Source organism: Herbaspirillum sp. 1173 (assembly GCF_031455335.1).
GTDB classification, from domain to species: Bacteria; Pseudomonadota; Gammaproteobacteria; order Burkholderiales; family Burkholderiaceae_D; genus Herbaspirillum; species Herbaspirillum huttiense.
This window is the reverse complement of the sequence record NZ_JAVDSP010000006.1, coordinates 192,946-218,610: the sequence shown is the minus strand read 5'-3', so window position 1 is coordinate 218,610 and position 25,665 is coordinate 192,946. Positions and strand designations below refer to the sequence as shown.

25 protein-coding genes and 1 tRNA gene are annotated in these 25,665 nt (G+C 62.0%); 9 read left to right on the top strand and 17 right to left on the bottom strand.

Translation table 11 applies throughout. The features are described 5' to 3' along the window. Positions 1-135: 135 nt before the first annotated feature. A complete protein-coding gene (locus J2X56_RS19455) occupies positions 136-1,071 on the top strand; it encodes a carbohydrate kinase family protein (RefSeq protein WP_034333773.1) in 936 nt (311 codons plus the stop codon). A gap of 73 nt (positions 1,072-1,144) precedes the next feature. Then, positions 1,145-1,738 (top strand): peroxiredoxin, encoded by a 594-nt coding sequence (locus J2X56_RS19450; protein WP_204726173.1) that lies wholly within the window; start codon positions 1,145-1,147, stop codon positions 1,736-1,738. A gap of 79 nt (positions 1,739-1,817) precedes the next feature. On the opposite strand, the gene J2X56_RS19445 is transcribed toward J2X56_RS19450, so the two are convergent. The 10 genes from J2X56_RS19445 to J2X56_RS19400 form a co-directional block, all read right to left on the bottom strand. After that, entirely contained in the window at positions 1,818-2,357 is a 540-nt protein-coding gene (locus tag J2X56_RS19445; protein WP_121042598.1) for a YggT family protein, read from the bottom strand. A 324-nt stretch (positions 2,358-2,681) separates the two neighbouring features. After that, positions 2,682-3,575 (bottom strand): histone H1-like repetitive region-containing protein, encoded by an 894-nt coding sequence (locus J2X56_RS19440; RefSeq protein WP_204726174.1) that lies wholly within the window; start codon positions 3,573-3,575, stop codon positions 2,682-2,684. A 503-nt stretch (positions 3,576-4,078) separates the two neighbouring features. Then, positions 4,079-5,245, bottom strand: a complete 1,167-nt coding sequence (locus J2X56_RS19435) for a ribonucleotide-diphosphate reductase subunit beta (protein ID WP_121042594.1) — start codon at positions 5,243-5,245, stop codon at positions 4,079-4,081. A gap of 212 nt (positions 5,246-5,457) precedes the next feature. Then, positions 5,458-8,442, bottom strand: coding sequence for a ribonucleoside-diphosphate reductase subunit alpha (locus tag J2X56_RS19430; RefSeq protein WP_310161825.1), 2,985 nt, complete (start codon positions 8,440-8,442; stop codon positions 5,458-5,460). Between the two features lie 401 nt (positions 8,443-8,843). Continuing rightward, entirely contained in the window at positions 8,844-9,467 is a 624-nt protein-coding gene (ampD, locus tag J2X56_RS19425; RefSeq protein WP_310161823.1) for a 1,6-anhydro-N-acetylmuramyl-L-alanine amidase AmpD, read from the bottom strand. 2 nt (positions 9,468-9,469) lie between these two features. Beyond that, positions 9,470-9,769: a PP0621 family protein gene (locus tag J2X56_RS19420; RefSeq protein WP_209568205.1), complete on the bottom strand. Its 300-nt coding sequence runs from the start codon at positions 9,767-9,769 to the stop codon at positions 9,470-9,472. Beyond that, entirely contained in the window at positions 9,766-10,578 is an 813-nt protein-coding gene (locus J2X56_RS19415) for an inner membrane protein YpjD (protein ID WP_204726176.1), read from the bottom strand. Before J2X56_RS19415 ends, J2X56_RS19420 begins: the two co-directional genes overlap by 4 nt. 136 nt (positions 10,579-10,714) lie before the next feature. Next, on the bottom strand, positions 10,715-11,524 hold the full coding sequence (locus J2X56_RS19410) for an ABC transporter ATP-binding protein (RefSeq protein ID WP_034334689.1): 810 nt from the start codon (positions 11,522-11,524) through the stop codon (positions 10,715-10,717). Between the two features lies 1 nt (position 11,525). Beyond that, entirely contained in the window at positions 11,526-12,347 is an 822-nt protein-coding gene (locus tag J2X56_RS19405; RefSeq protein ID WP_134135672.1) for an ABC transporter permease, read from the bottom strand. A gap of 15 nt (positions 12,348-12,362) precedes the next feature. Continuing rightward, on the bottom strand, positions 12,363-13,334 hold the full coding sequence (locus J2X56_RS19400; RefSeq protein WP_310161817.1) for an ABC transporter substrate-binding protein: 972 nt from the start codon (positions 13,332-13,334) through the stop codon (positions 12,363-12,365). A 344-nt stretch (positions 13,335-13,678) separates the two neighbouring features. Between J2X56_RS19400 and ffh the strand changes: the two genes are divergently transcribed. From ffh to J2X56_RS19385, 3 genes are all read left to right on the top strand, one after another. Then, on the top strand, positions 13,679-15,049 hold the full coding sequence (ffh, locus tag J2X56_RS19395; RefSeq protein WP_310161814.1) for a signal recognition particle protein: 1,371 nt from the start codon (positions 13,679-13,681) through the stop codon (positions 15,047-15,049). Between the two features lie 416 nt (positions 15,050-15,465). Further along, positions 15,466-15,945: an SWIB/MDM2 domain-containing protein gene (locus J2X56_RS19390; protein ID WP_310161811.1), complete on the top strand. Its 480-nt coding sequence runs from the start codon at positions 15,466-15,468 to the stop codon at positions 15,943-15,945. A gap of 341 nt (positions 15,946-16,286) precedes the next feature. After that, complete coding sequence (locus J2X56_RS19385; protein ID WP_134135674.1) at positions 16,287-16,694, top strand: hypothetical protein; 408 nt, start codon at positions 16,287-16,289, stop codon at positions 16,692-16,694. Between the two features lie 69 nt (positions 16,695-16,763). On the opposite strand, the gene J2X56_RS19380 is transcribed toward J2X56_RS19385, so the two are convergent. Then, a complete protein-coding gene (locus J2X56_RS19380; protein ID WP_310161807.1) occupies positions 16,764-18,491 on the bottom strand; it encodes a proline--tRNA ligase in 1,728 nt (575 codons plus the stop codon). Positions 18,492-18,717: 226 nt separating this feature from the next. Here J2X56_RS19380 and J2X56_RS19375 point away from each other — a divergent pair, with 226 nt between their 5' ends. Further along, complete coding sequence (locus tag J2X56_RS19375) at positions 18,718-19,308, top strand: RNA pyrophosphohydrolase (protein ID WP_121042577.1); 591 nt, start codon at positions 18,718-18,720, stop codon at positions 19,306-19,308. Between the two features lie 5 nt (positions 19,309-19,313). Next, a complete protein-coding gene (locus J2X56_RS19370) occupies positions 19,314-19,892 on the top strand; it encodes a CNP1-like family protein (protein ID WP_034333967.1) in 579 nt (192 codons plus the stop codon). A gap of 131 nt (positions 19,893-20,023) precedes the next feature. Here J2X56_RS19370 and proB read toward each other — a convergent pair whose 3' ends face one another. The 4 genes from proB to rplU all read right to left on the bottom strand — a co-directional run bounded on the left by proB (position 20,024) and on the right by rplU (position 23,187). Then, a complete protein-coding gene (gene proB / locus J2X56_RS19365; RefSeq protein ID WP_121042575.1) occupies positions 20,024-21,142 on the bottom strand; it encodes a glutamate 5-kinase in 1,119 nt (372 codons plus the stop codon). A 116-nt stretch (positions 21,143-21,258) separates the two neighbouring features. Then, positions 21,259-22,368 (bottom strand): Obg family GTPase CgtA, encoded by a 1,110-nt coding sequence (cgtA, locus tag J2X56_RS19360; RefSeq protein WP_121042573.1) that lies wholly within the window; start codon positions 22,366-22,368, stop codon positions 21,259-21,261. A 201-nt stretch (positions 22,369-22,569) separates the two neighbouring features. Further along, complete coding sequence (gene rpmA / locus J2X56_RS19355) at positions 22,570-22,827, bottom strand: 50S ribosomal protein L27 (protein WP_006713216.1); 258 nt, start codon at positions 22,825-22,827, stop codon at positions 22,570-22,572. 48 nt (positions 22,828-22,875) lie between these two features. Further along, positions 22,876-23,187 carry a 50S ribosomal protein L21 gene (rplU, locus tag J2X56_RS19350; protein ID WP_006713215.1) on the bottom strand — a complete coding sequence of 104 codons (312 nt, stop codon included), beginning with the start codon at positions 23,185-23,187 and terminating at the stop codon, positions 22,876-22,878. A 359-nt stretch (positions 23,188-23,546) separates the two neighbouring features. Here rplU and ispB point away from each other — a divergent pair, with 359 nt between their 5' ends. Then, on the top strand, positions 23,547-24,497 hold the full coding sequence (gene ispB, locus J2X56_RS19345; RefSeq protein WP_186450175.1) for an octaprenyl diphosphate synthase: 951 nt from the start codon (positions 23,547-23,549) through the stop codon (positions 24,495-24,497). A gap of 16 nt (positions 24,498-24,513) precedes the next feature. After that, positions 24,514-24,590, top strand: a tRNA-Pro gene (locus J2X56_RS19340). Positions 24,591-24,845: 255 nt separating this feature from the next. Here the strand turns inward: J2X56_RS19340 and J2X56_RS19335 are convergent. Further along, a complete protein-coding gene (locus J2X56_RS19335; RefSeq protein WP_121042572.1) occupies positions 24,846-25,103 on the bottom strand; it encodes a hypothetical protein in 258 nt (85 codons plus the stop codon). 122 nt (positions 25,104-25,225) lie between these two features. Beyond that, entirely contained in the window at positions 25,226-25,489 is a 264-nt protein-coding gene (infA, locus tag J2X56_RS19330) for a translation initiation factor IF-1 (protein ID WP_006713209.1), read from the bottom strand. Positions 25,490-25,665 lie beyond the last annotated feature (176 nt).

Genomic DNA, 25,665 nt, shown 5'->3' with positions numbered 1-25,665 from the left:
CCGGACTCATCCCGGCTGATCGTCACCGATCATCACTGCCCGGCCTGAACTCGAAACGACTTGCGTCAGGTTCGGACTGCACGCCGCTTTTCTTCTACAATGCGGCATCATTCACTCACTTGTCCCGACCACGCCATGAGCTCCCTGATCTGCGGTTCCCTCGCTTACGACAACATCATGCAATACGAGGGCCGTTTCGCTGAAGCCCTGCTGGCTGACCAGTTGCACAAGGTCAACGTCTCCTTCCTGGTGCCCACCATGCGCCGCGAGTTCGGCGGCTGTGCCGGCAACATCGCCTACAACCTCAAGCTGCTGGGTGGCGAACCGATCGTGATGGCCACCGTCGGTCTGGACAGCGCACCCTACATGGAGCGTTTTGCCGCCCTGGACATCTCGACCCGATGCGTGCGCCAGATCGAATCCTCCTTCACCGCGCAGTGCTTCATCACCACCGACGCCGACAGCAACCAGATCACCGCTTTCCACCCGGGTGCCATGACCTGGTCGCACGAGAACAAGGTCGCTGACGCCGGTGCGGTCAAGTTCGCCATCGTCGCGCCCGATGGCCGTGACGGCATGCTGCAGCACGCACAGCAGGCGGCTGAACTGAAGATCCCGCTGATCTTCGATCCGGGCCAGGGCATGCCGATGTTCGATGGCAATGACCTCAAGAACTTCATCGACCTGGCGACCTATGTCGCGGTCAATGACTACGAAGCCGAACTGCTGACGGCGCGCACCGGGCTGTCGCTGGCGCAGATCGCTGAACGCGTCACGGCCCTGGTGGTCACACGCGGCGAGCTGGGTGCCGACATCTTCGTGGACGGCAAGCACCACGCCATCCCCTGCGTGAAGGCCGACAAGATCGCCGATCCGACCGGCTGCGGCGATGCCTTCCGCGCCGGCATGCTGTTCGGCCTGACCGAAGGCTATGACTGGGAAACCACCGGCCGCCTGGCCAGCCTGATGGGTTCCATCAAGATCGCTTCACAAGGTCCGCAGAACCATGCGCCGTCCAAGGCGGAGATCGAAGAGCGCTTCCACAAGGCCTTCGGCTATCGCTTCGGCTGATGGACTTCCCTGCCGGTGACGCGCAGCGGCTCATGCGCGATGCCGGCTCCCCGCATCATCAAGGAGATTCGCCATGCTGAACCCTTCCTCGTTTTCCCTCACGGCCGATGCGGCCGCGCGCCCGCGCCGCTGGTGTGGTGCCTCGCTCCTGCTGGGGGCAGTGCTGTGTTCGCAGGGTGCAGTGGCCGCTCTCAAGCCGGGCGACAAGGCCCCCGAGTTCTCCGCACCGAGTTCGCTGGGCGGACAGGTGTCGACCTTCTCGCTGTCGGAAGCGCTGAAGAAAGGTCCGGTGGTGCTGTACTTCTATCCGGCCGCCTTCACCTCCGGCTGCACCATCGAAGCGCACCTGTTTGCGGAAGCCGTGGATCGCTACAAGGCGCTGGGCGCCACCGTCATCGGTGTGTCGGGCGACAACATCGAGACCCTCAACAAGTTCTCGGTCAGCGAATGCCGCAGCAAGTTCGCGGTGGCGGCCGATGTCGACAAGAAGATCATGAAGGCCTATGACGCGCAGTTCATGAAGGTCACCGGCTATGCCAGCCGTACCTCCTACGTCATCACGCCGGACCACGCGATCCTCTACGAGTACACCGACATGAATCCGGAAAAGCATGTGGAGAACACCATGCAGGCGCTGGAGCAGTGGTCGGCAAAGCAGAAGCGCTGATCGCGTTGTTGCCGCGTGCAGATGAAAAAAGAGCCGGATGTCCGGCTCTTTTCACGTGGAGGCAAACCCGGCGGTCTGGTCAGAATCCGCCGAAGAGCAGGCCACTGACCACGCGTACCGCGATCTGCAGCAGGATCAGCAGGACCAGCGGCGACAGGTCCACGCCGCCCAGGGGCGGGATGATCCTGCGCAGCGGACGCAGCAGCGGATCGTTCAGAGCCCGCACGAAAGGGGCCAGCGGTGCGTGCGGATTGACCCAGCTGAAGACGGCCTCGATGATCAGCGTGGCCATGAAGCCGTAGCAGATCCATTCAAAGAAGCGCTCCAGTGCCACCAGGAAGATGAGCTTGAAGTCGAAACCGCTCTGAAAACCCAGGATGGCGATGATGGACAGCAGCACGATGAGGAAGGCCCCCAGCAGGCTGGCCCAGTCATGGCGGCCGCCCGGCATCACCCGGCGCAGCGGCAGCACCAGCCAGTCCGAGAGCTGGTAGACGAATTGACCCACCGATTGCGGCGGACGTACGCGCACTACCTGCATCCAGAAGCGCAGCAGCAGGACGCCGGCCAGGATGCTGGCGACGGCGTTGACGATCATCGTGAAAATACTATGCAGCACAGGGATCTCCATCAGTGAGAGGCAGGGCACATACTAGTGGGCAAGCGGTCGCTGCGCAATCGCTGTCTGCTGCGTGCTGCGTGCTGCCCGCGGCGAGGTGGTCGCGCAGGCAAGCGTTAGCGCCGCGTGCGAGCACACCTGAGCTTTCATATATTGTGCCATTGTGCCGGAATGCCAGAGCAGAGATACAGTCCTTCATCATCGTCGGGAGCGGCGGTGCGGGAGCGGCAAGGCCCTTCCCGCAGGCATAAAAAAACCGCTGCATGGCGCAATGCCATACAGCGGCCTTCAGTCTGAGGGGATCAGACTAGACGCACGCCGATCTTACGGACGGCCAGCGCCGGTCGGGAACGGCCATGCAGCGGCCGGGTTCAGCACGGTCTTGGCGGCCGGTGCTGCGGCGGCGGCTGCCGGCTTGGCGGCTGCCTTCTTCGGAGCGGCGGCCTTCTTGGCGGCTGCCTTCGGTGCTGCAGCTGCCTTGGGCGCTGCGGCCTTCGGTGCGGCTACCTTCTTGGCGGCGGCCTTGGGAGCAGCTGCCTTCGGTGCTGCAACCTTCTTGGCTGCTGCGGCCTTGGGAGCGGCTGCCTTCGGAGCAGCTGCCTTCTTGGCGGCGGCCTTCGGCGCTGCGACCTTCTTTGCTGCTGCCTTCGGTGCAGCAACCTTCTTCGCTGCGGCTGCCTTCGGAGCAGCTGCCTTCTTGGCGGCGGCCTTCGGCGCTGCAACCTTCTTGGCTGCTGTCTTCGGAGCTGCAACCTTCTTCGCTGCTGCCTTCGGAGCGGCTGCCTTCTTGGCGGCGGCCTTCGGCGCTGCAACCTTCTTGGCTGCTGCCTTCGGTGCTGCAACCTTCTTTGCTGCGGCTGCCTTCGGAGCTGCGGTCTTCTTGGCTGCTGCCTTCGGAGCTGCAACCTTCTTCGCTGCGGCGGCCTTCGGAGCTGCGGTCTTCTTGGCTGCTGCCTTCGGAGCTGCAACCTTCTTCGCTGCGGCTGCCTTCGGAGCTGCGGTCTTCTTTGCTGCTGCCTTCGGGGCTGCAACCTTCTTCGCTGCTGCCTTCGGAGCGGCTGCCTTCTTGGCAGCTGCCGGCTTGGCGGCGGCCTTGGCCACGGTCTTCTTGGCGGCTGCGGCCTTGGGCGCGGCTACCTTCTTGGTGGTTTCCTTGGCGGCTGCCGCCTTCTTTGCCGCCGGCTTCTTCGCCGCGGTCTTCTTTGCTGCTGTTGCCATTTTGTTTCTCCTTCTTCACGTGAATGGAAAAAATCAAGCTTGATATAAGCAACCCGCACGCGACATCGCGATGACGCGGGCGAGCTATTCATCGGCACAAGCCGCCTGTGGCTTGCGCTAATGAATTCGGCACCAGCTGAACTGCTGCATCCCCTCACCTATGCAGCGCTTCAGCTATCTTGGCGACGCCCCTCCGGTAGTGCCCGCGCAATGGCGCAGGAAGATGCGACTACGGGAGCAGGCGCGACACCAAAAAAAACGCCAGCGTGTTCAAACGCTAGCGTCGGAATCGCGTTCCTGAAAAACCTTGGTGTTTTTCAAAGGAAAAGCCGCCTGACCCGACAAGATGGGGTTAAGCGGCGATAACAGAGAAGATTGATTCGGTCTCTGACTGTTCATTAATTTGGCGTAGGCCTTTTCCGTTTCAGCAGCCGGGCATCTTGCAAGCTACCCGGCTCCTGTTGTGCATCATGTCTCGATGAAGAGAACTTCAAGACTGCACATCATTCCCAACTCAGTGCGCCCCCGGTTTGGTATTCGATGACACGGGTCTCAAAGAAGTTGCGCTCCTTCTTCAAGTCGATCATCTCGCTCATCCACGGGAACGGATTTTCTTCTTGTGCGAACAGCGGGTCCAATCCGATTTGCTGTGCGCGGCGGTTTGCGATGAATCGCAGGTAGCCCTTGAACATGGTAGCGTTCAACCCGAGCACGCCTCGCGGCATTGTATCCTCTGCGTAACGATATTCCAACTCCACCGCGCGTAAAAACAACGATTTGATTTCGTCGCGGAACTCCGGAGTCCACAGGTGCGGGTTCTCCATCTTCACGGTGTTGATCAGGTCGATGCCGAAGTTGCAGTGCATCGATTCGTCACGCAGGATGTACTGGTACTGCTCGGCCGCGCCCATCATCTTGTTCTGGCGACCCAGTGCCAGGATCTGCGTGAAGCCCACGTAGAAGAACAGCCCTTCCATGATGCACGCGAAGACGATCAGCGACTTCAGCAGCTTCTGGTCATTCTCCATCGTGCCGGTCTTGAACTCGGGATCGGTCAGCGTATCGATGAAGGGAATCAGGAACTCGTCCTTGTCGCGGATCGATGCGACCTCGTGATACGCATTGAAGATCTCGGCTTCATCCAGGCCCAGCGATTCGACGATGTACTGGTAGGCGTGGGTGTGGATCGCTTCTTCAAAAGCCTGGCGCAGCAGGTACTGGCGGCACTCCGGTGCGGTGATGTGGCGATAGGTGCCCAGCACGATGTTGTTGGCGGCCAGCGAGTCGGCGGTGACGAAGAAGCCCAGGTTGCGCTTGACCAGACGGCGCTCGTCTTCGGTCAGGCCGTTCGGGTTCTTCCACAGCTCGATGTCGCGCTGCATGTTGATCTCTTGCGGCATCCAGTGGTTGGCGCAGCCGGCCAGGTACTTGTCCCAGGCCCACTTGTACTTGAAGGGCACCAGCTGGTTGACGTCGGTGTGGCCGTTGATGATGCGCTTGTCGGCAGCATTGACGCGGCGGGTGGTGTCGACCTGCTCGCTGTTGCCGGCCATCAGTGCCGGGTTCAGCGCAGCATTGGACTGGCCGAAGGCCGGTTGCAGTTGCGGCTGCAGGTTGGGGGTGCGCGGCGCCTGGGCCGGTTGCTTGACTTCATCATCCCAAGAAAGCATCTGTGGTTCCTCTTTACTTTATCGGTAGCTGCCGGCGAGGTCGCATGACCATGGCGCGGCGGGTGTCTATCAGGTGACAACGGCGCATCCGGTGAAGTTCACCGCGATGCGCCGGCTAGGGTGGGCAGGACTTGGGGCAGTGTTGCTGCCGTCATCTCGGATGACCTTGGATCATCCTCATCAGCAGGCCGTCCCGGCCCTGCCCGGATTGCTTACTGGCAGGCCTCGCACTCTTCGAAGCCCGGATCGCCCGGACGCATGGTGCAGACCGGACCATCGGCTTCGATCGAAGCACCCGGGGTCGGCATCACGTAGGCAGCCGAGGCAGCAGCCGCCGAAGCGATCGGTGCGGCCGGCACGGCCGTACCGGAAGCCGAGGCCATGGCACCGGCGCCGCCATCAACGGCCACGGCGTTCAGTGCACCAGCACGGGAAGTCGACTTCTCGGTGTGGGTCGCGCCGATGGTGCGCAGGTAGTAGGTGGTCTTGAGGCCACGCAGCCACGCCAGCTTGTAGGTCTCGTCCAGGCGCTTGCCGGAAGCACCGGCCATGTAGATGTTCAAGGACTGGGCCTGGTCGATCCACTTCTGGCGACGCGAGGCGGCTTCCACCAGCCAGGACGGATCCACTTCGAAGGCGGTGGCGTAGATGTCGCGCAGGTCTAGCGGGATGCGGTCGATCTTGGCCAGGCTGCCGTCGAAATACTTGAGGTCGGCGACCATGACTTCGTCCCACAGGCCACGGGCCTTCAGGTCGCGCACCAGGTACTCGTTGATCTCGGTGAATTCGCCCGACAGGTTCGACTTCACGTACAGGTTCTGGTAGGTCGGCTCGATGCAAGCAGACACGCCGATGATGTTGGAGATGGTCGCCGTCGGGGCGATGGCCACGCAGTTCGAGTTGCGCATGCCGTGTTCGGCGATGCGTGCACGCAGGGCGGCCCAGTCCAGGGTCTCGGTGCTGTCGGTTTCCAGGTAGCCGCCGCGTTCTTGCGCCAGCAGCTTGAGGGAATCTTGCGGCAGGATGCCGCGATCCCACAGCGAACCGCGGTAGGAAGCGTAACGGCCGCGCTCTTCGGCCAGTTCGGTCGAAGCCATGTAGGCGTAGTAGCAGACGGCTTCCATGGAGCGGTCGGCGAATTCGACGGCGTCCATCGAGGCGTACGGCACGCGCTTGATGTGCAGGCAGTCCTGGAAGCCCATGATGCCCATGCCCACCGGACGGTGGCGCAGGTTGGAATCACGTGCCTTCTTGACGGCGTAGTAGTTGATGTCGATGACGTTGTCCAGCATGCGCATGGCAGTGCGGATGGTCTTTTGCAGCTTGGCATGGTCCAGCTCGCCATTGACCAGGTGCGCCGGCAGGTTCACCGAACCCAGGTTGCAGACCGCGATCTCGCTCTCGTTGGTGTTCAAGGTGATCTCGGTGCACAGGTTGGAGCTGTGCACCACGCCCACGTGTTGCTGCGGCGAACGGATGTTGCAAGGATCCTTGAAGGTGATCCACGGGTGGCCGGTTTCGAACAGCATCGACAGCATCTTGCGCCACAGGTCGTTGGCTTGCACCTTCTTGAAGAGCTTCAGCTCGCCACGAGCGGCCTTGGCTTCATAGGCGGTGTAGGCTTCTTCGAAGGCACGGCCGAACTTGTCGTGCAGGTCCGGGGTGTCGGAGGGCGAGAAGAGGGTCCACTCGCCCTTTTCCATCACGCGCTTCATGAACAGGTCGGGAATCCAGTTCGCGGTGTTCATGTCGTGGGTGCGGCGGCGGTCGTCGCCGGTGTTCTTGCGCAGTTCGAGGAATTCCTCGATGTCCATGTGCCAGGTTTCCAGGTAGGCGCAGACCGCGCCCTTGCGCTTGCCGCCCTGGTTGACCGCCACGGCGGTATCGTTGACCACCTTCAGGAAGGGGACCACGCCTTGCGACTTGCCGTTGGTGCCCTTGATGTGCGCACCCAGGGCACGCACCGGGGTCCAGTCATTGCCCAGGCCGCCGGCGAACTTGGCCAGCAGGGCGTTTTCCTTGATGGCTTCGTAGATGCCGTCGAGGTCGTCGGCCACCGTGGTCAGGTAGCAGGAAGACAGCTGCGAACGCTGGGTACCCGAGTTGAACAGGGTCGGGGTCGAGCTCATGAAGTCGAACGAGGACAGCAGGTCGTAGAACTCGATGGCGCGGGTTTCGCGGTCGATTTCGTTCAGTGCCAGGCCCATCGCCACACGCATGTAGAACGCCTGGGGCATCTCGATGCGGGTGCCGCCGATGTGCAGGAAATAACGGTCATACAGGGTCTGCAGGCCGATGTAGCCGAACTGCAGGTCGCGCTCGGGCTTGATGGCGGCAGCCAGCTTGGCCAGGTCGAACTGGGCCAGCTTGGTGTCGAGCAGCTCGGCTTCGATACCCTTCTTCACGTATTGCGGGAAGTATTCCAGGTACTCGGCCGGGGCGTCCGCCTGGGCCACTTCCTTGCCGAAGACTTCCTTGCGGATGGTGTGCATCAGCAGGCGCGAAGTCACCTGGCTGTAAGCAGGGTCCTTTTCCATCAGCGCGCGGGCAGCCAGGATGGCGGACTTGTACAGCTCTTCGACGGGCACGCCGTCGTACAGGTTCTTGACGGTTTCGGACAGGATGGCGTCGGCATCGACGTGCGATTCCAGGCCGACGCAGGCAGCGGCGATCAGGGAACGGACTTCGTTGATGTCCAGCGGACGGCTCTGGCCGTCTTCGGTCACGTGCAGTTGCGGTGCGGCCACTTCGGTCTTGGTGGCGGCGCCTTGCTGGGCTCGCTCTTCCATGCGCTTGGCACGGTACAGCACGTAGGCACGGGCGACGTCATGCTCGCCCGAACGCATCAGGGCCAGCTCGACCTGATCCTGAATATCTTCAATATGGAAGGTGCCACCGGTGGGCTGGCGGCGCACCAGCGCCGACACCACGTTGGTGGTCAGTTGCTCGACCATCTCGCGCACGCGCGCCGAAGCGGCACCCTGGCCACCGTTGACGGCCAGGAAGGCCTTGGTCACGGCGATGGAAATCTTGGAGGGCTCGAAACCGACCACCGCGCCATTGCGGCGGATGATGCGGTATTCGCCCAGGCCAGCGGTCTGGGACACGATGGCCTGGCCTTCAGCGGAACCTTCCAGCTCGGCAGAGGTGCCGAACGGAGCGGGCGATTTGACGGAAATTTCTTGGGTTGAGCGCACTTAGCCTCCTGGGGTACATGGGGCAGATGGCCGGGGGTTGCCACCTGCGTTGCTAATAACTTCATCCGGGCCCCGAACGGCAAAGGACCCGCGAACGGCGGAAGCGTCCCACAATGACTGTCCCTTGCGTGGACATTCATGCTGACGCAAAACTGCTTGAAACTGATGTGTGGAACGGAATTAAAAGAAGGAGAACCGGGGGCGTTGTCGTACTTGGTTACTGCCTCGCGGGTCTTGCACCTTCTGAAGCACTGCCTGAAACGGGCCGACCGTGGATGAAGACCCGATACCAACAACAAGTTCAACTGAACACTACATCTAGTATCAAAACATCGAATGGGACTAATTCTAGTAGCGGGTCCGGGCGGATGCAACCGCTATTTAGAGAATTTTTGTGCTGTTCAAGCTTGACTTTTGTGAAGGCCAACGGGGAAGCGCAATTGCGCCGCGTTAACGATTTTCACCATTTTGTTGTGATAGCCGTCCCAGTCGAAGAATGGTCCGGGGTCGGTCTTGCGCACCGGCGCGATGTGTTCGTGGCCAGCCACGGCGGTCAAGCCGTAGCGCGTTACCAGGGCCTGGGAGAGCTTCACCAACGTCTCATATTGGGCTTCGGTAAAGGGTTCAAAGTCGGTCCCTTCCAGCTCGATGCCGATGGAAAAATCATTGCAGCGCTCGCGTCCCTCGAAGCTGGACACGCCCGCATGCCAGGCGCGGCGATGGGCCGGGACGAACTGCACCACTTCGCCATCGCGGCGGATCAGGAAGTGGGCCGAGACGCGCAGGGGACGCAGCTGGTCGAAATAAGGATGCGCGTCAAAGTCGAGCCGGTTGCAGAACAGGTCGGCGATATGGGGGCCGCCGAATTCACCGGGCGGCAGGCTGATGTTGTGGATCACCAGCAGCTCGGCAGCCACGCCTTCGGGACGTTCGTCGCAATTGGGCGAGGGTTCGCGGCGGGCGTGATCGCACCAGCCGTCGCCATCGATGATCCAGGCGCCGGGGTCAGAGAAGACAGCGTCCATGCTCAGAAGGAAGCCAGGCGGCGATGCTCCTCGCAGCAGTAGTGCGCGCCGGAGGCGTGAACCACCGCCTCGGAGGACGGGAAGTGGATGCCGCAATGGGCGCACTGCACCATGGTCTCGACATTGCTGTCGCCACGGCGGCGAAAGCGCGAGGGCTTGGGCCGCGGCATGCCGGGCTCGGGCTCACCGGCGGCAGAGTTGCCGTCGGCGGCACGGTCGCTGCCGGCCAGCATGGATTTCTTGGCGCGCTGGAACCACACCACCACGGCCAGCAGGACCACCAGCCAAATCAGATATTTCATGTCAGAACCCGATGCAGCACGACTTCAAGAACGAACCGGCTGCCCACATAAGCCAATAAAAGGATGGCGAACCCGGCCAGCGTGAAGCTCAGCGCGGTCCGCCCCCGCCATCCCTGCCAGCGACGGCCGGCCAGGAGCAGGCCGAACAGCAGCCAGGACAGCATGGTGAAGACCGTCTTGTGGTCCCACTTGAATGGTGTCCCGAACAACTGCTCGGAGAAGACGACACCCGATAGCACCGTCAGCGTCAGCAAGGTGAAGCCGAAGGCGATCAGGCGGAACAGCAGTTTTTCCATGGTCAGCAGCGCCGGCAGTCGATCCAGCGCCAGCCCGAACCAGCCCGACTGGGCAGCCGGACCGGGCCGGGTATGCAGGCGCGACTCCTGCAGCACCATCAGCACCGCATGGAAGGCGGCGATGGTGAGCGTGCTGTAGGCCAGGATGGAGATGGCGATGTGCGCCAGGAACCAGTCGGACTTGCCGGCCAGCGCCACCATGTTGCCGGGGAAGGCGCTGGGCAGCACCACCGCTACAGCTGCCACCGGCAAGACCAGCACGCGCATGCTGTCGAGCGAGAAATTGCGATTTTCCAGCCAGTAGGCCGCCACCGAGATCCACAGCGTGGACGACAGCATGACCGCAAAGCCCACCCGCAACGCGTCGGGCGCGAACATGTCCGACAGCAGCGCCCCGCCATGCAGCATCCAGCCGGCCACGATGCCCGCCGAAATCGGCACGCGCCGCTCCGAAGGCATGAAGGCGCAGCCCAGATAGAGCAGCGCAGCCAGGATGAAAAAATAAGTTTGCATCACCCGAGTTTACACTATCTCGGCCCCCGGCCCGCTTGCGCCCGGTCAGCCGGCGCGCGAATCGGGCCCGCCAAATGCGACACGGCAGGGCTTGCCTGCCGTGTCGGGCACATCACTATAGAGAGCTGCAGCCACGTCAGTCGACCGCCGCCGCCTTCATCTCCGCATTGTGATGGCGCTGCTGCTCTTCCATCACCAGCTGGCCCAGTTCGCGTTTCAAGGCATTGAACTCGGGGTCCGCCGGATCGCGCAGGCGCGGCAGGTTCACCAGCATGTCGCGCTTGACCGTGCCCGGGCGGTAGGTCATGACCACGATGCGGTCAGCCAGGTAGATGGCCTCCTCGATGCTGTGGGTGACGAAGACGATGGTCTTCCTGAACTCGTCCCAGATGCGCAGCAGCTCATCCTGCAGGTTGCGGCGGGTCAGCGCATCGAGGGCACCGAAGGGCTCGTCCATGAGCATGATGGGCGAATCCAGCGCCAGCACCCGGGCGATGGCCACCCGCTGGCGCATGCCGCCCGAGAGATCCTTGGGGAAGCGGGTGCGGAAGTCGATCAGACCCAGCTTGTCCAGCAATTGCGTGACGCGCTGGTGGATCTCGGCCTTGGGCGTTCCCTTGATCTCCAGTCCGAAGGCCACGTTCTGTTCCACCGTCATCCAGGGGAAGAGCGCGTATTCCTGGAACACCATGCCGCGATCCGGTCCCGGCTCGGTGACCACCTTGTCGCCGGTGAGGATCTGGCCGGACGATGGCAGGGCAAACCCGGCGATGGCGTTCAGGAGCGTGGACTTGCCGCAGCCGGAAGGGCCCAGCAGGCAGACGAACTGGCCGTCCGGGATATCGAAATGGATGTCCTTGAGGGCCACGACCTCGCGGTCATCGGTCTTGAAGACCTTGTGCACATTCTGTATACGAATGCGCGGAGAAGCATTTGTCTGGTTCATCTCAGTTCTCCAGCCCGCGATGCCAGCGCAGCATGTAATTGTTGAGGCGGCTCATGCCCAGGTCGATCGCCAGGCCCAGGAGGCCGATGGTGATCATGCCGGCGATGATCTTGTCCGACCAGAAATATTCACGTGCCTCCATGATGCGGAAGCCCAGGCCATTGCTCACCGCAATCATCTCGGCCACGATCACCACGATGAAGGCAGTCCCGATGCCGATGCGCACGCCCGAGAGGATGTAAGGCACCGCCGCCGGCAGCATCACCCGCAGGAACAGCGTGGACTGGCTCGCCCCCAGATTGCGGGCCGCGCGCAGGTAGATGCTGTCGACCTGGCGCACCCCGGCGATGGTATTCATCAGCACCGGGAAGAACGCCCCCAGCGAGATCAGGAACAGCGCCGGCGGATTGCCCAGCCCGAACCAGAGGATGGCCAACGGGATGTAGGCAATCGGCGGAATCGGACGGATCACCTGCACCGTCAGATTCATGAGCCCATAGATCCGCTGGCTGGAGCCCATCAGCAAGCCCAGCGGCAGGGCCAGCCCGGCACCGATCAGGAAGCCTGCCACCACCCGGTACAGGCTGCCGATGGCATCCATGATCAGTTCGCCCGAGAAGGCCCAGGCCAGCCAACTGCCGGCCTCGGGCTCATAGGGCTTGAGCGGGGTGGCGTATTCCACCCATTTCTTCAGGACCGCCCAGGGCGAAGGCAGGATCTGCGGATTGATCCAGCCAGCCCGGGACGCGCCCTCCCACAGCGCGATCACGACGATCGGCACCAGCAGCCCCTGCAGGAAGCTGCCCTTGTTGTTCTTTCCCATCGAGATTCCCCCGTCTTACTTCAGGTTCATGCTCTTCTTGGCCTGCTCCAGCAGATCGGTCTTCACCCAATCCTTGGCCACCGGCGGCTTGGCCATCTTGCCGGTACCGTACTTGGCCATGGTGTCGGTGGTGACCTGGATGTGCTCGGCCGTGATGTCGTAGGCGTAAGGCGAGTTGCCGATGGCGTCGTAGAAGTCTTCCTTGGTGATCTGGTTCTTGAAGATCACTTCACGCACGTACTTTTCGGCCACTTCCGGCTTGTCGATGAAGGTCTTGGTCGCCTCCAGGAAGCAGCGCATGAACTTCTCGGCCAGCGGACGCTTCTCGGTGTAGAACTTCTCGGTCATCACCATGGTGCGATAGGGCTCGCCGATGGGGGTGTCATACGGCTTCATCACTTCCACGCCGAAGCCCTTGTTGATGGCCTGCGAGGATTGCGGCTCGCTCTGCATCATGGCGTCGATGTTCTTGCCCAGCAGGGCCTGGTTCAGGTCGGCGAAGGCCAGATAGACGATGGTGACATCCTTGGCCGTCAGGCCGTTCTGGCCCAATTCGGCATCCAGCAGCACTTCATGAATGCCGCCCCGGGTGACGCCCACCTTCTTGCCCTTGAGGTCCTTGACCGACTTGATACCGGAGTCCTTGCCCGCCACCAGGCGTGCGCCGCCCTTGGCGAAACCGGCCACCACATAGATCGGCGCACCGTTGGCCCGGCCCGAAATGGCGGCCTCGGAGGCGGTCGTGCCCACATCGAGCTCACCGGCCAGGATGCCCTGCATCACATCCGGGCCCTTGGCGAAGACTTTTTCGTCGACCTTGATGCCACACTTGGGGGCGATCTCCTTGATGTAGGACACCGCACCATAGTGGGCGAACTTCAGGTTGCCCAGGCGGATGACGTCGTCTGCCGCGTGGCTGGTGGCCGAGAAACCGGCGGTGGCCAGCAGGGCCAGCGCGATCCATTGTTTTGGTTTTTGCTTTTGCATTTCCACTCTCCTCTTGTGTGTATCGTTGTTGATACGGCGCGCCGGCGGCAGTCGTGCAGGCCGGCAGTCTCGATGGCGTTGGCCCGTGCTGCGTGGCAGGGGCCTTGATTATTCTGTGCGCTTGGAAATTCAGCGCCCATGTATACACAAAGAGCGCAAGCCGTACAAGCTGTTAATTTTACGTAGCGCCCCCATCTGGGCCGCACGCGCCGGCAGGGGCGCAGCGGGGCTGATCGGTTAGAATGCAGGATTGCCCGCCGCCCCGCCTGCGCACTCCCGGTGCGTCGTAGTCCCGGCCAGCGGCCCTGCGGCCTTTCCGCCCCCATTCATTTGCAGATATCACCATGCTAGACAACCTGACCCAACGCCTCGCCAAAGTCGTCAAAACCATGCGCGGCGAGGCGCGACTGACCGAGTCCAATACCGCCGAGATGCTGCGCGAAGTGCGCCTGGCCCTGCTGGAGGCCGACGTGGCCCTGCCCGCCGTGCGCGAGTTCATCGCCAAGGTGAAGGAAAAAGCCATGGGCGAAGAGGTCATCGGCTCGCTCACCCCCGGCCAGGCCCTGGTCGGCGTGGTCCAGCGCGAGCTGGCCAGCCTGATGGGTGCCGACCTCGGTGCCGAAGCCTCGCAACTGAACTTTGCCACCCAGCCGCCGGCCATCATCCTGATGGCCGGCCTGCAGGGTGCCGGTAAAACCACCACCGTCGGCAAGCTCGCCAAGTACCTGCGCGAGAACAAGAAGAAAAAGGTCCTGACCGTCTCCGCCGACGTCTACCGCCCGGCCGCCATCGGCCAGCTGCAGACCGTGACCGGCCAGGCCGGCGCCGACTTCTTCCCCAGCCAGCCGACCGACAAGCCGGTCGACATCGCCCTGGCCGCGCTGGACTACGCCAAGAAGCATCACCACGAAGTGCTGATCGTCGACACCGCCGGCCGTCTGGGCATCGACCAGGCCATGATGGATGAAATCCGTGCCGTGCACGCCGCCATCAAGCCCATCGAAACCCTGTTCGTGGTCGACGCCATGCTGGGCCAGGACGCCATCAACACCGCCAAGGCCTTCAACGACGCCCTGCCGCTGACCGGCGTGGTGCTCACCAAGCTGGACGGCGACTCGCGCGGCGGTGCTGCGCTGTCGGTGCGCCACATCACCGGCAAGCCCATCAAGTTCGCCGGTGTGGCCGAAAAGCTCGACGGCCTGGAAGCCTTCGATCCATCGCGCATGGCCAACCGCATCCTCGGCATGGGCGACATCCTGGCGCTGGTGGAAGAGGCACGCAAGGGCGTGGACATGGAAGCCGCGCAGGACCTGGCGCACAAGATCAAGGGCGGCGGCAAGTTCGACCTCAATGACTTCAAGGCCCAGCTGTCGCAGATGAAGAAGATGGGCGGCCTCACCAGCCTGCTGGACAAGCTGCCGGCCCAGATGCAGGCCGCCGCCGGCAACGCCAACATGGACCAGGCCGAGAAGCAGGTGCGCCGCATGGAAGGCATCATCAACTCCATGACCCCGCAGGAACGCGCCAAGCCGGAACTGATCAAGGCCACCCGCAAGCGCCGCATCGCCGCCGGTGCCGGCGTGCAGGTACAGGAAGTCAACCGCATGCTGTCGCAGTTCGAGCAGATGCAATCGATGATGAAGAAGCTCAAGGGCGGCGGCATGATGAAGATGATGCGTGGCATGAAGGGCCTGCTGCCGGGCGGCATGCGCTGACGGCATCGGCCGCAAAGTCTTTCTGGAAAAGGCTTTGCGGCCCTTCCACACGACCTCCGGCGGTCTCTTCTGGCGCCGGAAAAACTCCCCTCCTCCGCTTTTCCCCTCCGTTTTCGAGCCCCAATCCGGTCTCTCCGGATACGTTTTCTGCACGCGTCATGCGCACGAAAACATGCCCTTCTTTCATCGCTTTTCCTTCCCCTCCGATATCGCCGATGCGGCCCTTTCCGGGACTTCCGCGATCCGCCGCGATCCCTTTACCGGCGCGGCTTGACGGCGGATCGGGGCGGCTCGTTGTTTCCTGGCGCTTTCACGGGAAAATCCACTAAAAAATACTTGCGTGGCCGTGCAAAGAGCACCACTATTAGCGGTGCGTAAATGACGCATTCATCTCATTCTTGTGAGGAGTCTTTCCGATGGCCACAGCAAAAAAAGCAGCAGCCGCAGTAAAGAAGCCAGCAGCAAAACCCGCAGCCAAGGCAGCCGCCAAACCGGCCGCCAAAGCCGCCGCTCCCAAGGCAGCTGCCAAGCCTGCCGCCAAGGCAGCGCCGAAAGTCGCACCGAAAGCCGCACCGAAGGCCGCTCCCAAGGCAGCCGCTCCCAAGAAAGCCGCAGCAAAACCCGCCGCCAAACCCGCAGCAAAACGTACTCCCAATGCCGCCTTCATGAAGCCGCTGACACCGTCGGCAGCCCTGGGCGAGGTGGTCGGCGCCAAGCCGCTGCCACGCACTGAAGTGACCAAGAAGGTCTGGGAATACATCAAGAAGCACAAGCTGCAGAACGCCGAAAACAAGCGCAACATCGATGCCGATGACAAGCTCAAGGCAATCTTCGGTGGCAAGAAGCAAGTCACGATGTTTGAAATGACCAAGCTGATCTCGGCTCACCTGAGCTGATCGACGCCCGCGGTTTGCAAGCGACTTGCAAACAAAAACGCCCGCAGATGTCATGCGGGCGTTTTTGTTTCCGGATGTTTCAGGGGGCGTGGCCTTGCCGGCCGGTTTTCCTCTTGTCTGACGCCGCATGCAGCACTTCTCTGATGGCGAGCAGGCCTGTCACCGCCTACCATGGCGGTTCTGCAGGGTGTGGCACTGGCCGCAAAGGCCGGTTTCAGCTTTCCAGCTCACATCGCCTCCGGCAGAACTGAATAAAAGAACCGAAAACCGGAAACCGGGTCTATCCCTGTGCCATCCACTGATGAGCCTGGACGCTCATGACCAAGAGAAAGGAAATGACCATGCCAAACCAAACCGCCACCCTGCGTCACCAACTGCTGCGTTCGGCCAGCGCCCTCGTGATCGGCCTGGCCGCCCTGGGCGGTGCCTCGCACGTGTTCGCTGCGGGCAAGGCCGGCCATTCGGAATACCAGCAGCAGATCGCCGCCTGCAAGAGCGGCGCCTCCACGGAAGACCGTGCTACCTGCCTGCGTGAAGCCGGTGCTGCCCAGCAAGCCGCTGCGCGCGGCACGCTGACCGATCCGGGCGCGGCGCAACTGAAGGAAAACGCCCTGCGCCGCTGTGAAGGCCTGCCGCAATCGGATCGCATCGATTGCGAGAAGCGCGTCAACGGCCAGGGCAACAGCGATGGCAGCGTCGCCTCGGGCGGCATCCTGCGCGAGACCGTGACCATCGTCCCGGCCAAGTAATTTCGCTCTCCCCAAAAACGAAGGCGGACGCCATGGCGCCCGCCTTTGTCATTGCAGCCTGTGGAAAGATCAGGCCGCCAGCTTGCCCTGGATGAAGGCCAGCGCCTCGGCCAGCGGTACTTGGGTGGCTTCTGCATCGCGGCGACCCTGGTATTCGATGTTGCCATCCTTGAGGCCACGGTCACCGACCACGATGCGATGCGGCACGCCGATCAGTTCCCAGTCGGCGAACATCGCGCCCGGACGCTCGCCACGATCATCCAGCACCACATCCACACCGGCTTCGGTCAGTTGCGCGTACAGCTTGTCGATTTCGGTCTTGACGGCTTCGCTGCGGTCATAGCCCATGGGGCAGAGCACCACTTCGAAAGGCGCAATCGAGGTCGGCCAGATGATGCCGCGGTCGTCGAAATTCTGTTCGATGGCCGCGCCCAGGATACGAGTCACGCCGATGCCGTAGCAGCCCATCACCAGCGGTTGCGGCTTGCCGGACTCATCCAGGTAAGTCGCCTTCATCGCTTCGGAATAGGTGGTGCCCAGCTGGAACACGTGTCCCACTTCGATGCCGCGCTGGATCGCCAGCACGCCACGGCCGTCCGGCGAGGCATCGCCTTCAACGACGTTGCGGATATCGGCCACCAGCGGCTCGGGCAGGTCACGGCCCCAGTTGGCACCGGTGTAGTGGAAATCGGCTTCATTGGCACCACAGACGAAATCGGCCATGTTGGCGACCGTGCGGTCGGCCACCACCTTGACCGGCTTCTTGGTGCTGATCGGGCCCAGGTAGCCCGGGGGCGTGCCGAACCATTCGACGATCTCGGCTTCGTTGGCGAAGCGGTAGGTGGACAGGCCCGGAATCTTGCTGGCCTTCACTTCGTTGAGTTCATGGTCGCCGCGCAGCAGCAGCAGCCAGATTTCCTTCTTGGCCGGATCTTCGTTGTCCACTGCCAGCACGATGGATTTGACGGTGCGTGCCAGCGGCAGGCCCAGCAATTCAGCCACGGCTTCGCACTTGGACTTGCCGGGCGTGGCGGTCTTTTCCAGCGCCTGGGTGGCGGCACCACGGCTGCTGTCCACGGGCAGCGCTTCGGCCGCTTCCATGTTGGCGGCGTAATCGGAGGTGGGGCAATAGACCAGTGCGTCCTCACCGGTGGCGGCGATGACGTGGAATTCGTGCGAGCCGGAACCGCCGATGGCACCGTTGTCGGCGGCGACGGCACGGAACTCCAGGCCGAAGCGGGTGAAGATGCGCACGTAGGCGTCATACATGGCCTGGTAGGACTTCTTCAGGCCATCGACATCGCGGTCGAAGGAGTAGGCATCCTTCATCGTGAATTCGCGGCCGCGCATGAGGCCGAAACGCGGACGGCGCTCGTCGCGGAACTTGGTCTGGATGTGATAGAAGTTGACCGGCAATTGCTTGTAGCTGCGCAGTTCAGTACGGGCCACATCGGTGACCACTTCTTCGGAGGTCGGCTGGATGGCGAAGTCGCGGCCATGGCGATCCTTCACGCGCATGAGCTCGGCACCCATCTTGTTCCACCGGCCGGTTTCCTGCCACAGCTCGGCCGGCTGCACCACCGGCATCAACAGCTCGACGGCGCCGGCGCGATTCATTTCCTCGCGCACGATGGCTTCGACCTTGCGAATCACGCGCAGACCCATGGGCATGTAGGTGTAGATGCCAGCTCCCAGACGCTTGATCATGCCAGCACGCATCATCAGCTTGTGGCTCACGATTTCAGCGTCGGACGGGGCTTCTTTCAGGGTGGAAATAAAAAAACGTGAGGCGCGCATGACGGTCGGTTCTTTTTAAAAAGAGGAGGGTTATAATCGTTCCAATTTTAAAGGATTAGCTGGCTGATGCGCCCTTTCTTTGCAGATTTGCTCCTAGTTTCAATGACATCCGTGCATCGATGTGATTGCTCCTGACCGCCTGGCGTACCGGCTTTGCCGCGTGCGCCCGCAGTCGCATGAGCCTGCCTGAAAGGGACTTCCAGCCGCAGAAAGTTTGAGGATCACCATGCTGGATCGAGAAGGCTTCCGCCCGAACGTCGGCATCATCCTGCTCAACGCCAATAACGAGGTGTGGTGGGGCAAGCGCGTACGCGAGCACTCCTGGCAATTCCCGCAAGGCGGCATCAAGCACGGCGAGACCCCCGAACAGGCGATGTTCCGGGAACTGGAAGAAGAGATCGGCCTGCGTGCCGAGCACGTCAAGATCATCGGCCGCACCCGTGACTGGCTGCGCTACGAAGTCCCCGATCATTTCATCAAGCGCGAAGTGCGCGGCCATTACCGCGGCCAGAAGCAGATCTGGTTCCTGCTGCGCATGGTCGGGCGCGATTGCGACGTCAACCTGCGCGGCACCTCGCATCCGGAATTCGATGCCTGGCGCTGGCATGACTACTGGGTGCCGCTGGATGTGGTCATCGAGTTCAAACGCGAGGTCTATCAGCAGGCGCTGCAGGAATTGTCGCGCTTCCTGAGTCGTCCGGGCCACGGCCCGCGCCGTGCCGAGCAAGCCGGGCGCATTGCGCATCCCCACAAGAATCCGGGCCAGGCCGCACAAGCCCAGCCCTGCAACGGCGCGAACACGCCGGAAACCAAGTGAGTTCTATGCCCTCTTTCCAGCAACCTGAACCCCCACGTTCCCTGTTCACCGTGCGCGGCCTGCGCCGCGCGGTGCTGGCCTGCTCGCTTCTGGCGGCCTGCGCCGGCGCACTGGCGCAGAGCTTCGATGAAGAATTCGACGACGAGGAAAAGCCCTGGCAGGAAATCGCCGTGCAGTTGCCGCCGACGCCGCAAGAGCAGAACCTGGCCGAGTTCTATCTCAGCCCGAATGCCACCATGAAGGCCTACATCGATACCAATTCCGTTTCGATCGGCACTGACAAGGTGGTTCGCTACACCGTGGTCACCAAGACCGAAGGCGGTGCGGTCAACGTGATGTACGAAGGCATGCGCTGCGAGACCTGGGAGAAGAAGACCTACGCCTTCGGCCATCCCGATGGCAAATGGTCGCGCTCGCGCCGCGACAAGTGGCAGCCGATCCGCGATATCGGCGTCAATCGCATCGATGGCGCGCTGTTCAAGGATTATTTCTGCGAAGGCAAGATCATTGCCGACAATGAGAACGTCAAGAGCATCGTCAATCGCCTCAAGACGCAGACGCGTATTGATCCGGTGCGTCGCTGATCCCGGCGGCTGGCTCGAAGCACACAATAAAAAACGCGGCCTTGGCCGCGTTTTTTTATTGTCCACATGAAATTATTTATATCGTATAAATCGTATAAATCATTTCCAGAATGCAATGTGATGCATCATCCTCACAGCAGCACCAGGTTATCCCGATGCACCAGCTCCGGCTCCTCGACGAACCCGAGGATGGCCTGGATCTCGGAGGAAGGATGGCGGATGATGCGCCGCGCATCCGAGCTGTTGTAGTTGCTCATGCCGCGCGCGATGGCGCGGCCGCTCTCGTCCACGCAGGTAATCACGTCGCCCCGGCCGAACTCGCCCGAGACTTCCACCACGCCGATAGGCAGCAGCGACTTGCCTTCCAGGCTCAGCTTCTGCACTGCGCCGGCATCGAGCACCACACGGCCGGCGGTCTTGAGGTGATCAGCCATCCATTGCTTGCGCGCGGTCAGTTGCGCGGTCTCGGCATTGAGCTGGGTACCGATGGCTTCACCCGCAGCCAGGCGTGTGAGGACCTGTTCCTCACGGCCCCAGGCGATCACCGTATGTGCGCCGGAGGTGGCGGCGCGCTTGGCGGCCAGGATCTTGGTCAGCATGCCGCCGCGGCCGATGCCGGTGCCGGTGCCGCCTGCGATGAGCTCCAGCGACGGGTCGCCGGCACGCGCTTCGGAAATGAGGGTGGCCGCCGGATCCTTGCGCGGATCGGCGGTGAACAGGCCCGGCTGGTCGGTGAGGATGATGAGCGCTTCGGCTTCGATCAGGTTGGCCACCAGGGCGCCGAGGGTGTCGTTGTCGCCGAACTTGATTTCATCGGTGACCACCGTGTCGTTCTCGTTGATGACCGGCACCACGCCCAGTTGCAGCAGGGCGAACAGGGTGGAGCGGGCATTGAGGTAGCGTTCGCGGTCGGCCAGGTCGGCGTGGGTCAGCAGCACCTGTGCGGTGTGCAGGTCGTGCTTGCGGAAACTGGTTTCGTAGATCTGCGCCAGGCCCATCTGGCCCACGGCCGCGCAGGCCTGCAGGTGATGGATGCCGGTCGGGCGCTTGTCGAAGCCCAGGCGCTGCATGCCCTCGGCCACCGCGCCGGAGCTGACCAGCACCACTTCCTTGCCGAGCGCACGCAATTGCGCGATCTGTTCCGCCCAGCGGGCGATGGCGTTGGCGTCCAGGCCCTTGCCATCATTGGTGACCAGGGAAGAGCCAACCTTGATGATGAGTCGCTTGGCGCGTTGAATGACCGATTGCATAGTGTTCCGGGTTCTGATTCTTCTGGGAGCGGTCGGAAAATCCGACAGGCAGAGATGATAGCCCGAACAGCCCCCGCGCGCAGCCCCAAGAAGCTTCAGGGCTGCACCGGCACGAATCAGTCCAGGACCTTGAAGCGCGGATCGTCCGGATCGATGCTGGAGATGGCGCGGGCTTCCTCGGTCATCTGGGTTTCTTCGGCGCGGTGCTCTTCGGCGCGCTTGGTTTCCAGATACTTGTAGATGTCGTTGATGAGCTCTTCGCAGCCGTCACGGTTGAGCGCCGAGATCTCGAAGACCGGGCCCTTCCAGCCGAAGCGCTTGACGAAATCCTTCACGCGCTTGGCGCGTTCGGCCTCGGGCACCACGTCCAGCTTGTTCAGGACCAGCCAGCGCGGCTTGTCGAACAGGGACTGGTCGTACTTCTTCAGTTCCTGCACGATGGCCTTGGCTTCCTTGACCGGATCGACTTCCTCATTGAAGGGGGCCAGGTCGACGATGTGCAGCAGCAGACCGGTGCGCTGCAGGTGGCGCAGGAACTGCACGCCCAGACCGGCGCCATCGGCCGCACCTTCGATCAGGCCGGGGATGTCGGCGATCACGAAGCTCTTCTCGTGGCTCACGCGCACCACACCCAGGTTGGGGTGCAGGGTGGTGAAGGGGTAGTCGGCGATCTTCGGACGCGCGTTGGAGACGGCCGTGATGAAGGTCGACTTGCCCGCATTGGGCATGCCCAACAGGCCCACGTCGGCCAGCACCTTCAGTTCCAGGCGCAGCTCGCGGCGCTCGCCTTCCTTGCCTTCGGTCTTCTGACGCGGGGCGCGGTTGGTGGAGGTCTTGAAGTGGATGTTGCCCCAGCCGCCTTCGCCGCCCTTGGCCAGCATCACGGTCTGGCCGTGGAAGGTCAGGTCGGCGATGTGTTCGCCGGTGTTGATGTCGACGATGAGCGTGCCCACCGGCATGCGCAGGTAGACATCATCGGCACCCTTGCCGTAGCAGTCCGAGCCGCGGCCGTTTTCGCCGCGACCGGCGCGGTGCAGCTTGGCGTAGCGATAGTCGATCAGGGTGTTGACGTTACGGTCGGCCACGGCCCAGATGGTGCCGCCCTTGCCGCCGTCGCCGCCGTCGGGACCGCCGAAGGGGCGGAATTTCTCGCGGCAGAAGCTGGCGACACCGTTGCCGCCATCCCCCGCCACGACTTCAATACGTGCTTCGTCGATGAATTTCATGATTTGGACGCCTCATGGGACATGGGAGCCGCTAACAAAACGTCGATGCACCTCGGTCCTGGTCAGGACCCACCCCGGCGCTTCCGACGGAAGCCTGGGCTCGGCGCTTTGTTGACGGCTCTTCAAAAATCAAAAAGGCTCCACCATCGGCAGAGCCTTTTTTATGCCTGGTTTCCGGGCGAACCCGGATGACAGGAACGCTTACGCCGTAACGACGGTAGCGTATTGACGCTGTTGCAGGCCCTTGACAACGAACTTGACCTTGCCGTCCTTCAGGGCGAACAGGGTGTGGTCCTTGCCGACGCCGACGTTTTCGCCAGCGTGGACGCGGGTGCCGCGTTGACGGACGATGATGCCGCCAGCGTTGATCACTTGGCCGCCATAAACCTTGACGCCCAGGCGTTTCGATTCTGAGTCACGGCCGTTGCGCGTAGTGCCGCCGCCTTTTTTGTGTGCCATTTAAAACTCCTTGATGACTTTGGATGAGCAGTTCGTTCGGGTCAACGCTCAGGCGTTGATGGAGACGATTTGCAGTTCGGTGTAGTTCTGACGATGGCCTTGACGCTTTTGGTAGTGCTTGCGACGACGCATCTTGAAGATGCGGACCTTGTCATGGCGACCTTGTGCTACCACAGTAGCCAGCACCGTAGCACCTGCGACCAGCGGCGCACCGAACTTCACGGTTTCGCCTGCGCCCACTGCGAGCACTTGATCCAAAGTGATTTCGGAGCCAATGTCAGCCGGTATCTGTTCTACTTTGAGTTTTTCGCCAGCAGCAACTTTGTATTGTTTGCCGCCGGTTTTTATGACCGCGTACATGTGAAACCTCACGAATGAATGAATAAGAACGATTTTTCCCTTGCCGCGCCCGTCAAAAACCCATGGCGAAACAGGAAAACCGCAAATTATACAGGCACTTAGCCCCACGGTCAAAAGCCTTGACACTTTGCCCGACCTCTGTACAACACAGTTTCCGGCAGGACAATGGAAGAGGACTTGCCTGACAGACAACCCGAATCCTCCGCCAGGTTTTCATTCCAACAATGAAAAACCTTTACTATGCGGGCTCAGGCTCTTTGGCGTGCCCCTGCCTTGTCATCGTATAATCCGGGGAATAACCATTTTCCACAGGTTCCGCCTTGTCTGCCGCCGTACAAAACGCTTCGCAACAAACCATCATGCATCCGATCGTCGCCGACATGGAGGCGGTCAACGCAGTCATCCGCCGGCAGCTGTACTCGGAGGTGCCGCTGGTCAACCAGGTCGCCGAATACATCATCAGTGCGGGCGGCAAGCGCCTGCGCCCGGTGCTGGTCGTGCTCATCGCCAATGCCTTCGGCTACAAGGGCGAGCATCACCACTCGCTGGCGGCCGTGATCGAATTCATTCATACCGCCACCCTGCTGCATGACGACGTGGTCGACGAATCCTCGTTGCGCCGTGGCAAGCAGACTGCCAATGCCATGTTCGGCAATGCGGCCTCGGTGCTGGTAGGCGACTTCCTTTATTCGCGCGCCTTCCAGATGATGGTGGCGGTGGGCAACCCGCGTGTGATGGAAATCGTGGCTGATGCCACCAACGTCATCGCCGAGGGCGAGGTGCTGCAGCTGCTCAACATGCACAATCCGGATGTGGACGAAGCCGGCTACCTGCAGGTGATCCGTTCCAAGACCGCCAAGCTGTTCGAGGCCGCCAGCCAGATCGGCGCCCTGATTGCCGGTGCCGACGAAGCCGGCATCGAAGCCGCCGGCGAATATGGCCGCTCCATCGGCACCGCCTTCCAGCTGATCGACGACGTACTGGATTATTCCGGCAACAGTGCCGAGATCGGCAAGAACGTCGGCGACGACCTGCGCGAAGGCAAGCCCACGCTGCCGCTGATCTGGCTGATGCAGCACGGCACGCCGCAGCAGCGCGAACTGGTGCGCACCTGCATCGAGAACGGCGACGAACAGCATTTCGACGAAGTGCTGTCGGCCATCACTCACTCCGGCGCCCTGGCCTATACCCGCGAACAGGCGGAGATTGCTGCGCGGCGGGCTGCGGATGCAATTATTTCACTTCCCGATAGCCAATTCAAAAAATCCCTGTTAGAATTATCGGCTTTCGCAGTAGATCGAAATCACTGACTTAGATCTCACTCGACGGGGTGTAGCTTAGCCTGGTAGAGCGCTACGTTCGGGACGTAGAGGCCGGAGGTTCGAATCCTCTCACCCCGACCAGAATTACCTTGTAGATCAAGGACAAAAAAGCCCAGCAGCGATGCTGGGCTTTTTTATTTCCGGATTCGATTGCCCATTGCCGGGCACCACCCAACAAAAAGGCGGAATCCGCGATGTCGCGCATTCCGCCTTTTCATTCACATCGGCCTTGCGGACCTGCCCGCTCAGCCAGATTCCTGGCGGGGCATTTCCGAAAACTTCATTCAGGTTCCATCTCCTGCCAGACCGGGGGCCTTGTAGACGCGGTGGCGCCACTCAGTTGCCCCAATCCCCATCCAGCGCCGGATCCAGATTGTCGATCACCGCCCTCGCCCAACCCATGCCGCGCTCCACGGCCAATACCGCGCTATCAAACCGGCCAGGCAGCTGGCGACGTGGAAACAGGGGCGGCGCCAGCCCGCCGCTGTCGGCGATATGAACTTCAGCAACCTCCCACAAGCCACCCTCGCCCTGACAGCGCAGTGAAATGTGAAAGCCCTTGTACTGCTCCTGATGAGTGACCAGAGCTTGCATATTTTTTTTCTTTCGCAAAACCGATCATGGGAGGGCGCATACCGTCGTGAAGGACAGGCGGGCCGGAAGGCATCAGGCGGCGCATCACGCCATTGGGCGTGGGAGGGATGCGCCGCGCGATCTCAGCGGCGACGGAAACCCGGACGGGGGCCGCTGGGGCCGCGCTGTTCCAGGTGACGGAAGATGATGCGACCCTTGTTCAGGTCGTAGGGAGACAGTTCCAGCGTAACCTTGTCGCCCGCCAGAATCTTGATGAAATTCTTCTTCATGCGACCGGCCGTATAGGCGATCAGCGAATGGCCGTTGTCCAGCGCCACGCGGAAACGCGAGTCGGGGAGGACTTCGGAGACTTGTCCTTGCATTTCGATCAGTTCTTCTTTTGCCATTTTCTCTTTCTTGTGCGTGAGCACGCGACCTCACGGAGGAAGGGCTCGGGGATTTGCAATCTCTGGCTTTGACGACTGGCCACGCCATGGGGAGGCCGGGAGCGTTAAGGTCGGAGGACAGGTGAACCCGCTGGCGGCGAGACCGGCAGCGCAGTTTCTTTACTCGGGGAAGCGGA

Bases quoted from the DNA above. Each gene is read 5' to 3' on its own strand.
- J2X56_RS19335 (WP_121042572.1), bottom strand. From the start codon at position 25,103: ATGCAAGCTCTGGTCACTCATCAGGAGCAGTACAAGGGCTTTCACATT.
- proB (WP_121042575.1), bottom strand. From the start codon at position 21,142: ATGCAATCGGTCATTCAACGCGCCAAGCGACTCATCATCAAGGTTGGC.
- J2X56_RS19420 (WP_209568205.1), bottom strand. From the start codon at position 9,769: ATGAAATATCTGATTTGGCTGGTGGTCCTGCTGGCCGTGGTGGTGTGG.
- J2X56_RS19415 (WP_204726176.1), bottom strand. From the start codon at position 10,578: ATGCAAACTTATTTTTTCATCCTGGCTGCGCTGCTCTATCTGGGCTGC.
- J2X56_RS19370 (WP_034333967.1), top strand. From the start codon at position 19,314: ATGCCCTCTTTCCAGCAACCTGAACCCCCACGTTCCCTGTTCACCGTG.
- ffh (WP_310161814.1), top strand. From the start codon at position 13,679: ATGCTAGACAACCTGACCCAACGCCTCGCCAAAGTCGTCAAAACCATG.
- ispB (WP_186450175.1), top strand. From the start codon at position 23,547: ATGCATCCGATCGTCGCCGACATGGAGGCGGTCAACGCAGTCATCCGC.
- J2X56_RS19400 (WP_310161817.1), bottom strand. From the start codon at position 13,334: ATGCAAAAGCAAAAACCAAAACAATGGATCGCGCTGGCCCTGCTGGCC.
- J2X56_RS19440 (WP_204726174.1), bottom strand. From the start codon at position 3,575: ATGGCAACAGCAGCAAAGAAGACCGCGGCGAAGAAGCCGGCGGCAAAG.
- J2X56_RS19390 (WP_310161811.1), top strand. From the start codon at position 15,466: ATGGCCACAGCAAAAAAAGCAGCAGCCGCAGTAAAGAAGCCAGCAGCA.
- rpmA (WP_006713216.1), bottom strand. From the start codon at position 22,827: ATGGCACACAAAAAAGGCGGCGGCACTACGCGCAACGGCCGTGACTCA.
- J2X56_RS19380 (WP_310161807.1), bottom strand. From the start codon at position 18,491: ATGCGCGCCTCACGTTTTTTTATTTCCACCCTGAAAGAAGCCCCGTCC.
- J2X56_RS19455 (WP_034333773.1), top strand. From the start codon at position 136: ATGAGCTCCCTGATCTGCGGTTCCCTCGCTTACGACAACATCATGCAA.
- J2X56_RS19405 (WP_134135672.1), bottom strand. From the start codon at position 12,347: ATGGGAAAGAACAACAAGGGCAGCTTCCTGCAGGGGCTGCTGGTGCCG.
- J2X56_RS19375 (WP_121042577.1), top strand. From the start codon at position 18,718: ATGCTGGATCGAGAAGGCTTCCGCCCGAACGTCGGCATCATCCTGCTC.
- ampD (WP_310161823.1), bottom strand. From the start codon at position 9,467: ATGGACGCTGTCTTCTCTGACCCCGGCGCCTGGATCATCGATGGCGAC.
- J2X56_RS19450 (WP_204726173.1), top strand. From the start codon at position 1,145: ATGCTGAACCCTTCCTCGTTTTCCCTCACGGCCGATGCGGCCGCGCGC.
- J2X56_RS19435 (WP_121042594.1), bottom strand. From the start codon at position 5,245: ATGCTTTCTTGGGATGATGAAGTCAAGCAACCGGCCCAGGCGCCGCGC.
- J2X56_RS19410 (WP_034334689.1), bottom strand. From the start codon at position 11,524: ATGAACCAGACAAATGCTTCTCCGCGCATTCGTATACAGAATGTGCAC.
- rplU (WP_006713215.1), bottom strand. From the start codon at position 23,187: ATGTACGCGGTCATAAAAACCGGCGGCAAACAATACAAAGTTGCTGCT.
- J2X56_RS19385 (WP_134135674.1), top strand. From the start codon at position 16,287: ATGCCAAACCAAACCGCCACCCTGCGTCACCAACTGCTGCGTTCGGCC.
- infA (WP_006713209.1), bottom strand. From the start codon at position 25,489: ATGGCAAAAGAAGAACTGATCGAAATGCAAGGACAAGTCTCCGAAGTC.
- cgtA (WP_121042573.1), bottom strand. From the start codon at position 22,368: ATGAAATTCATCGACGAAGCACGTATTGAAGTCGTGGCGGGGGATGGC.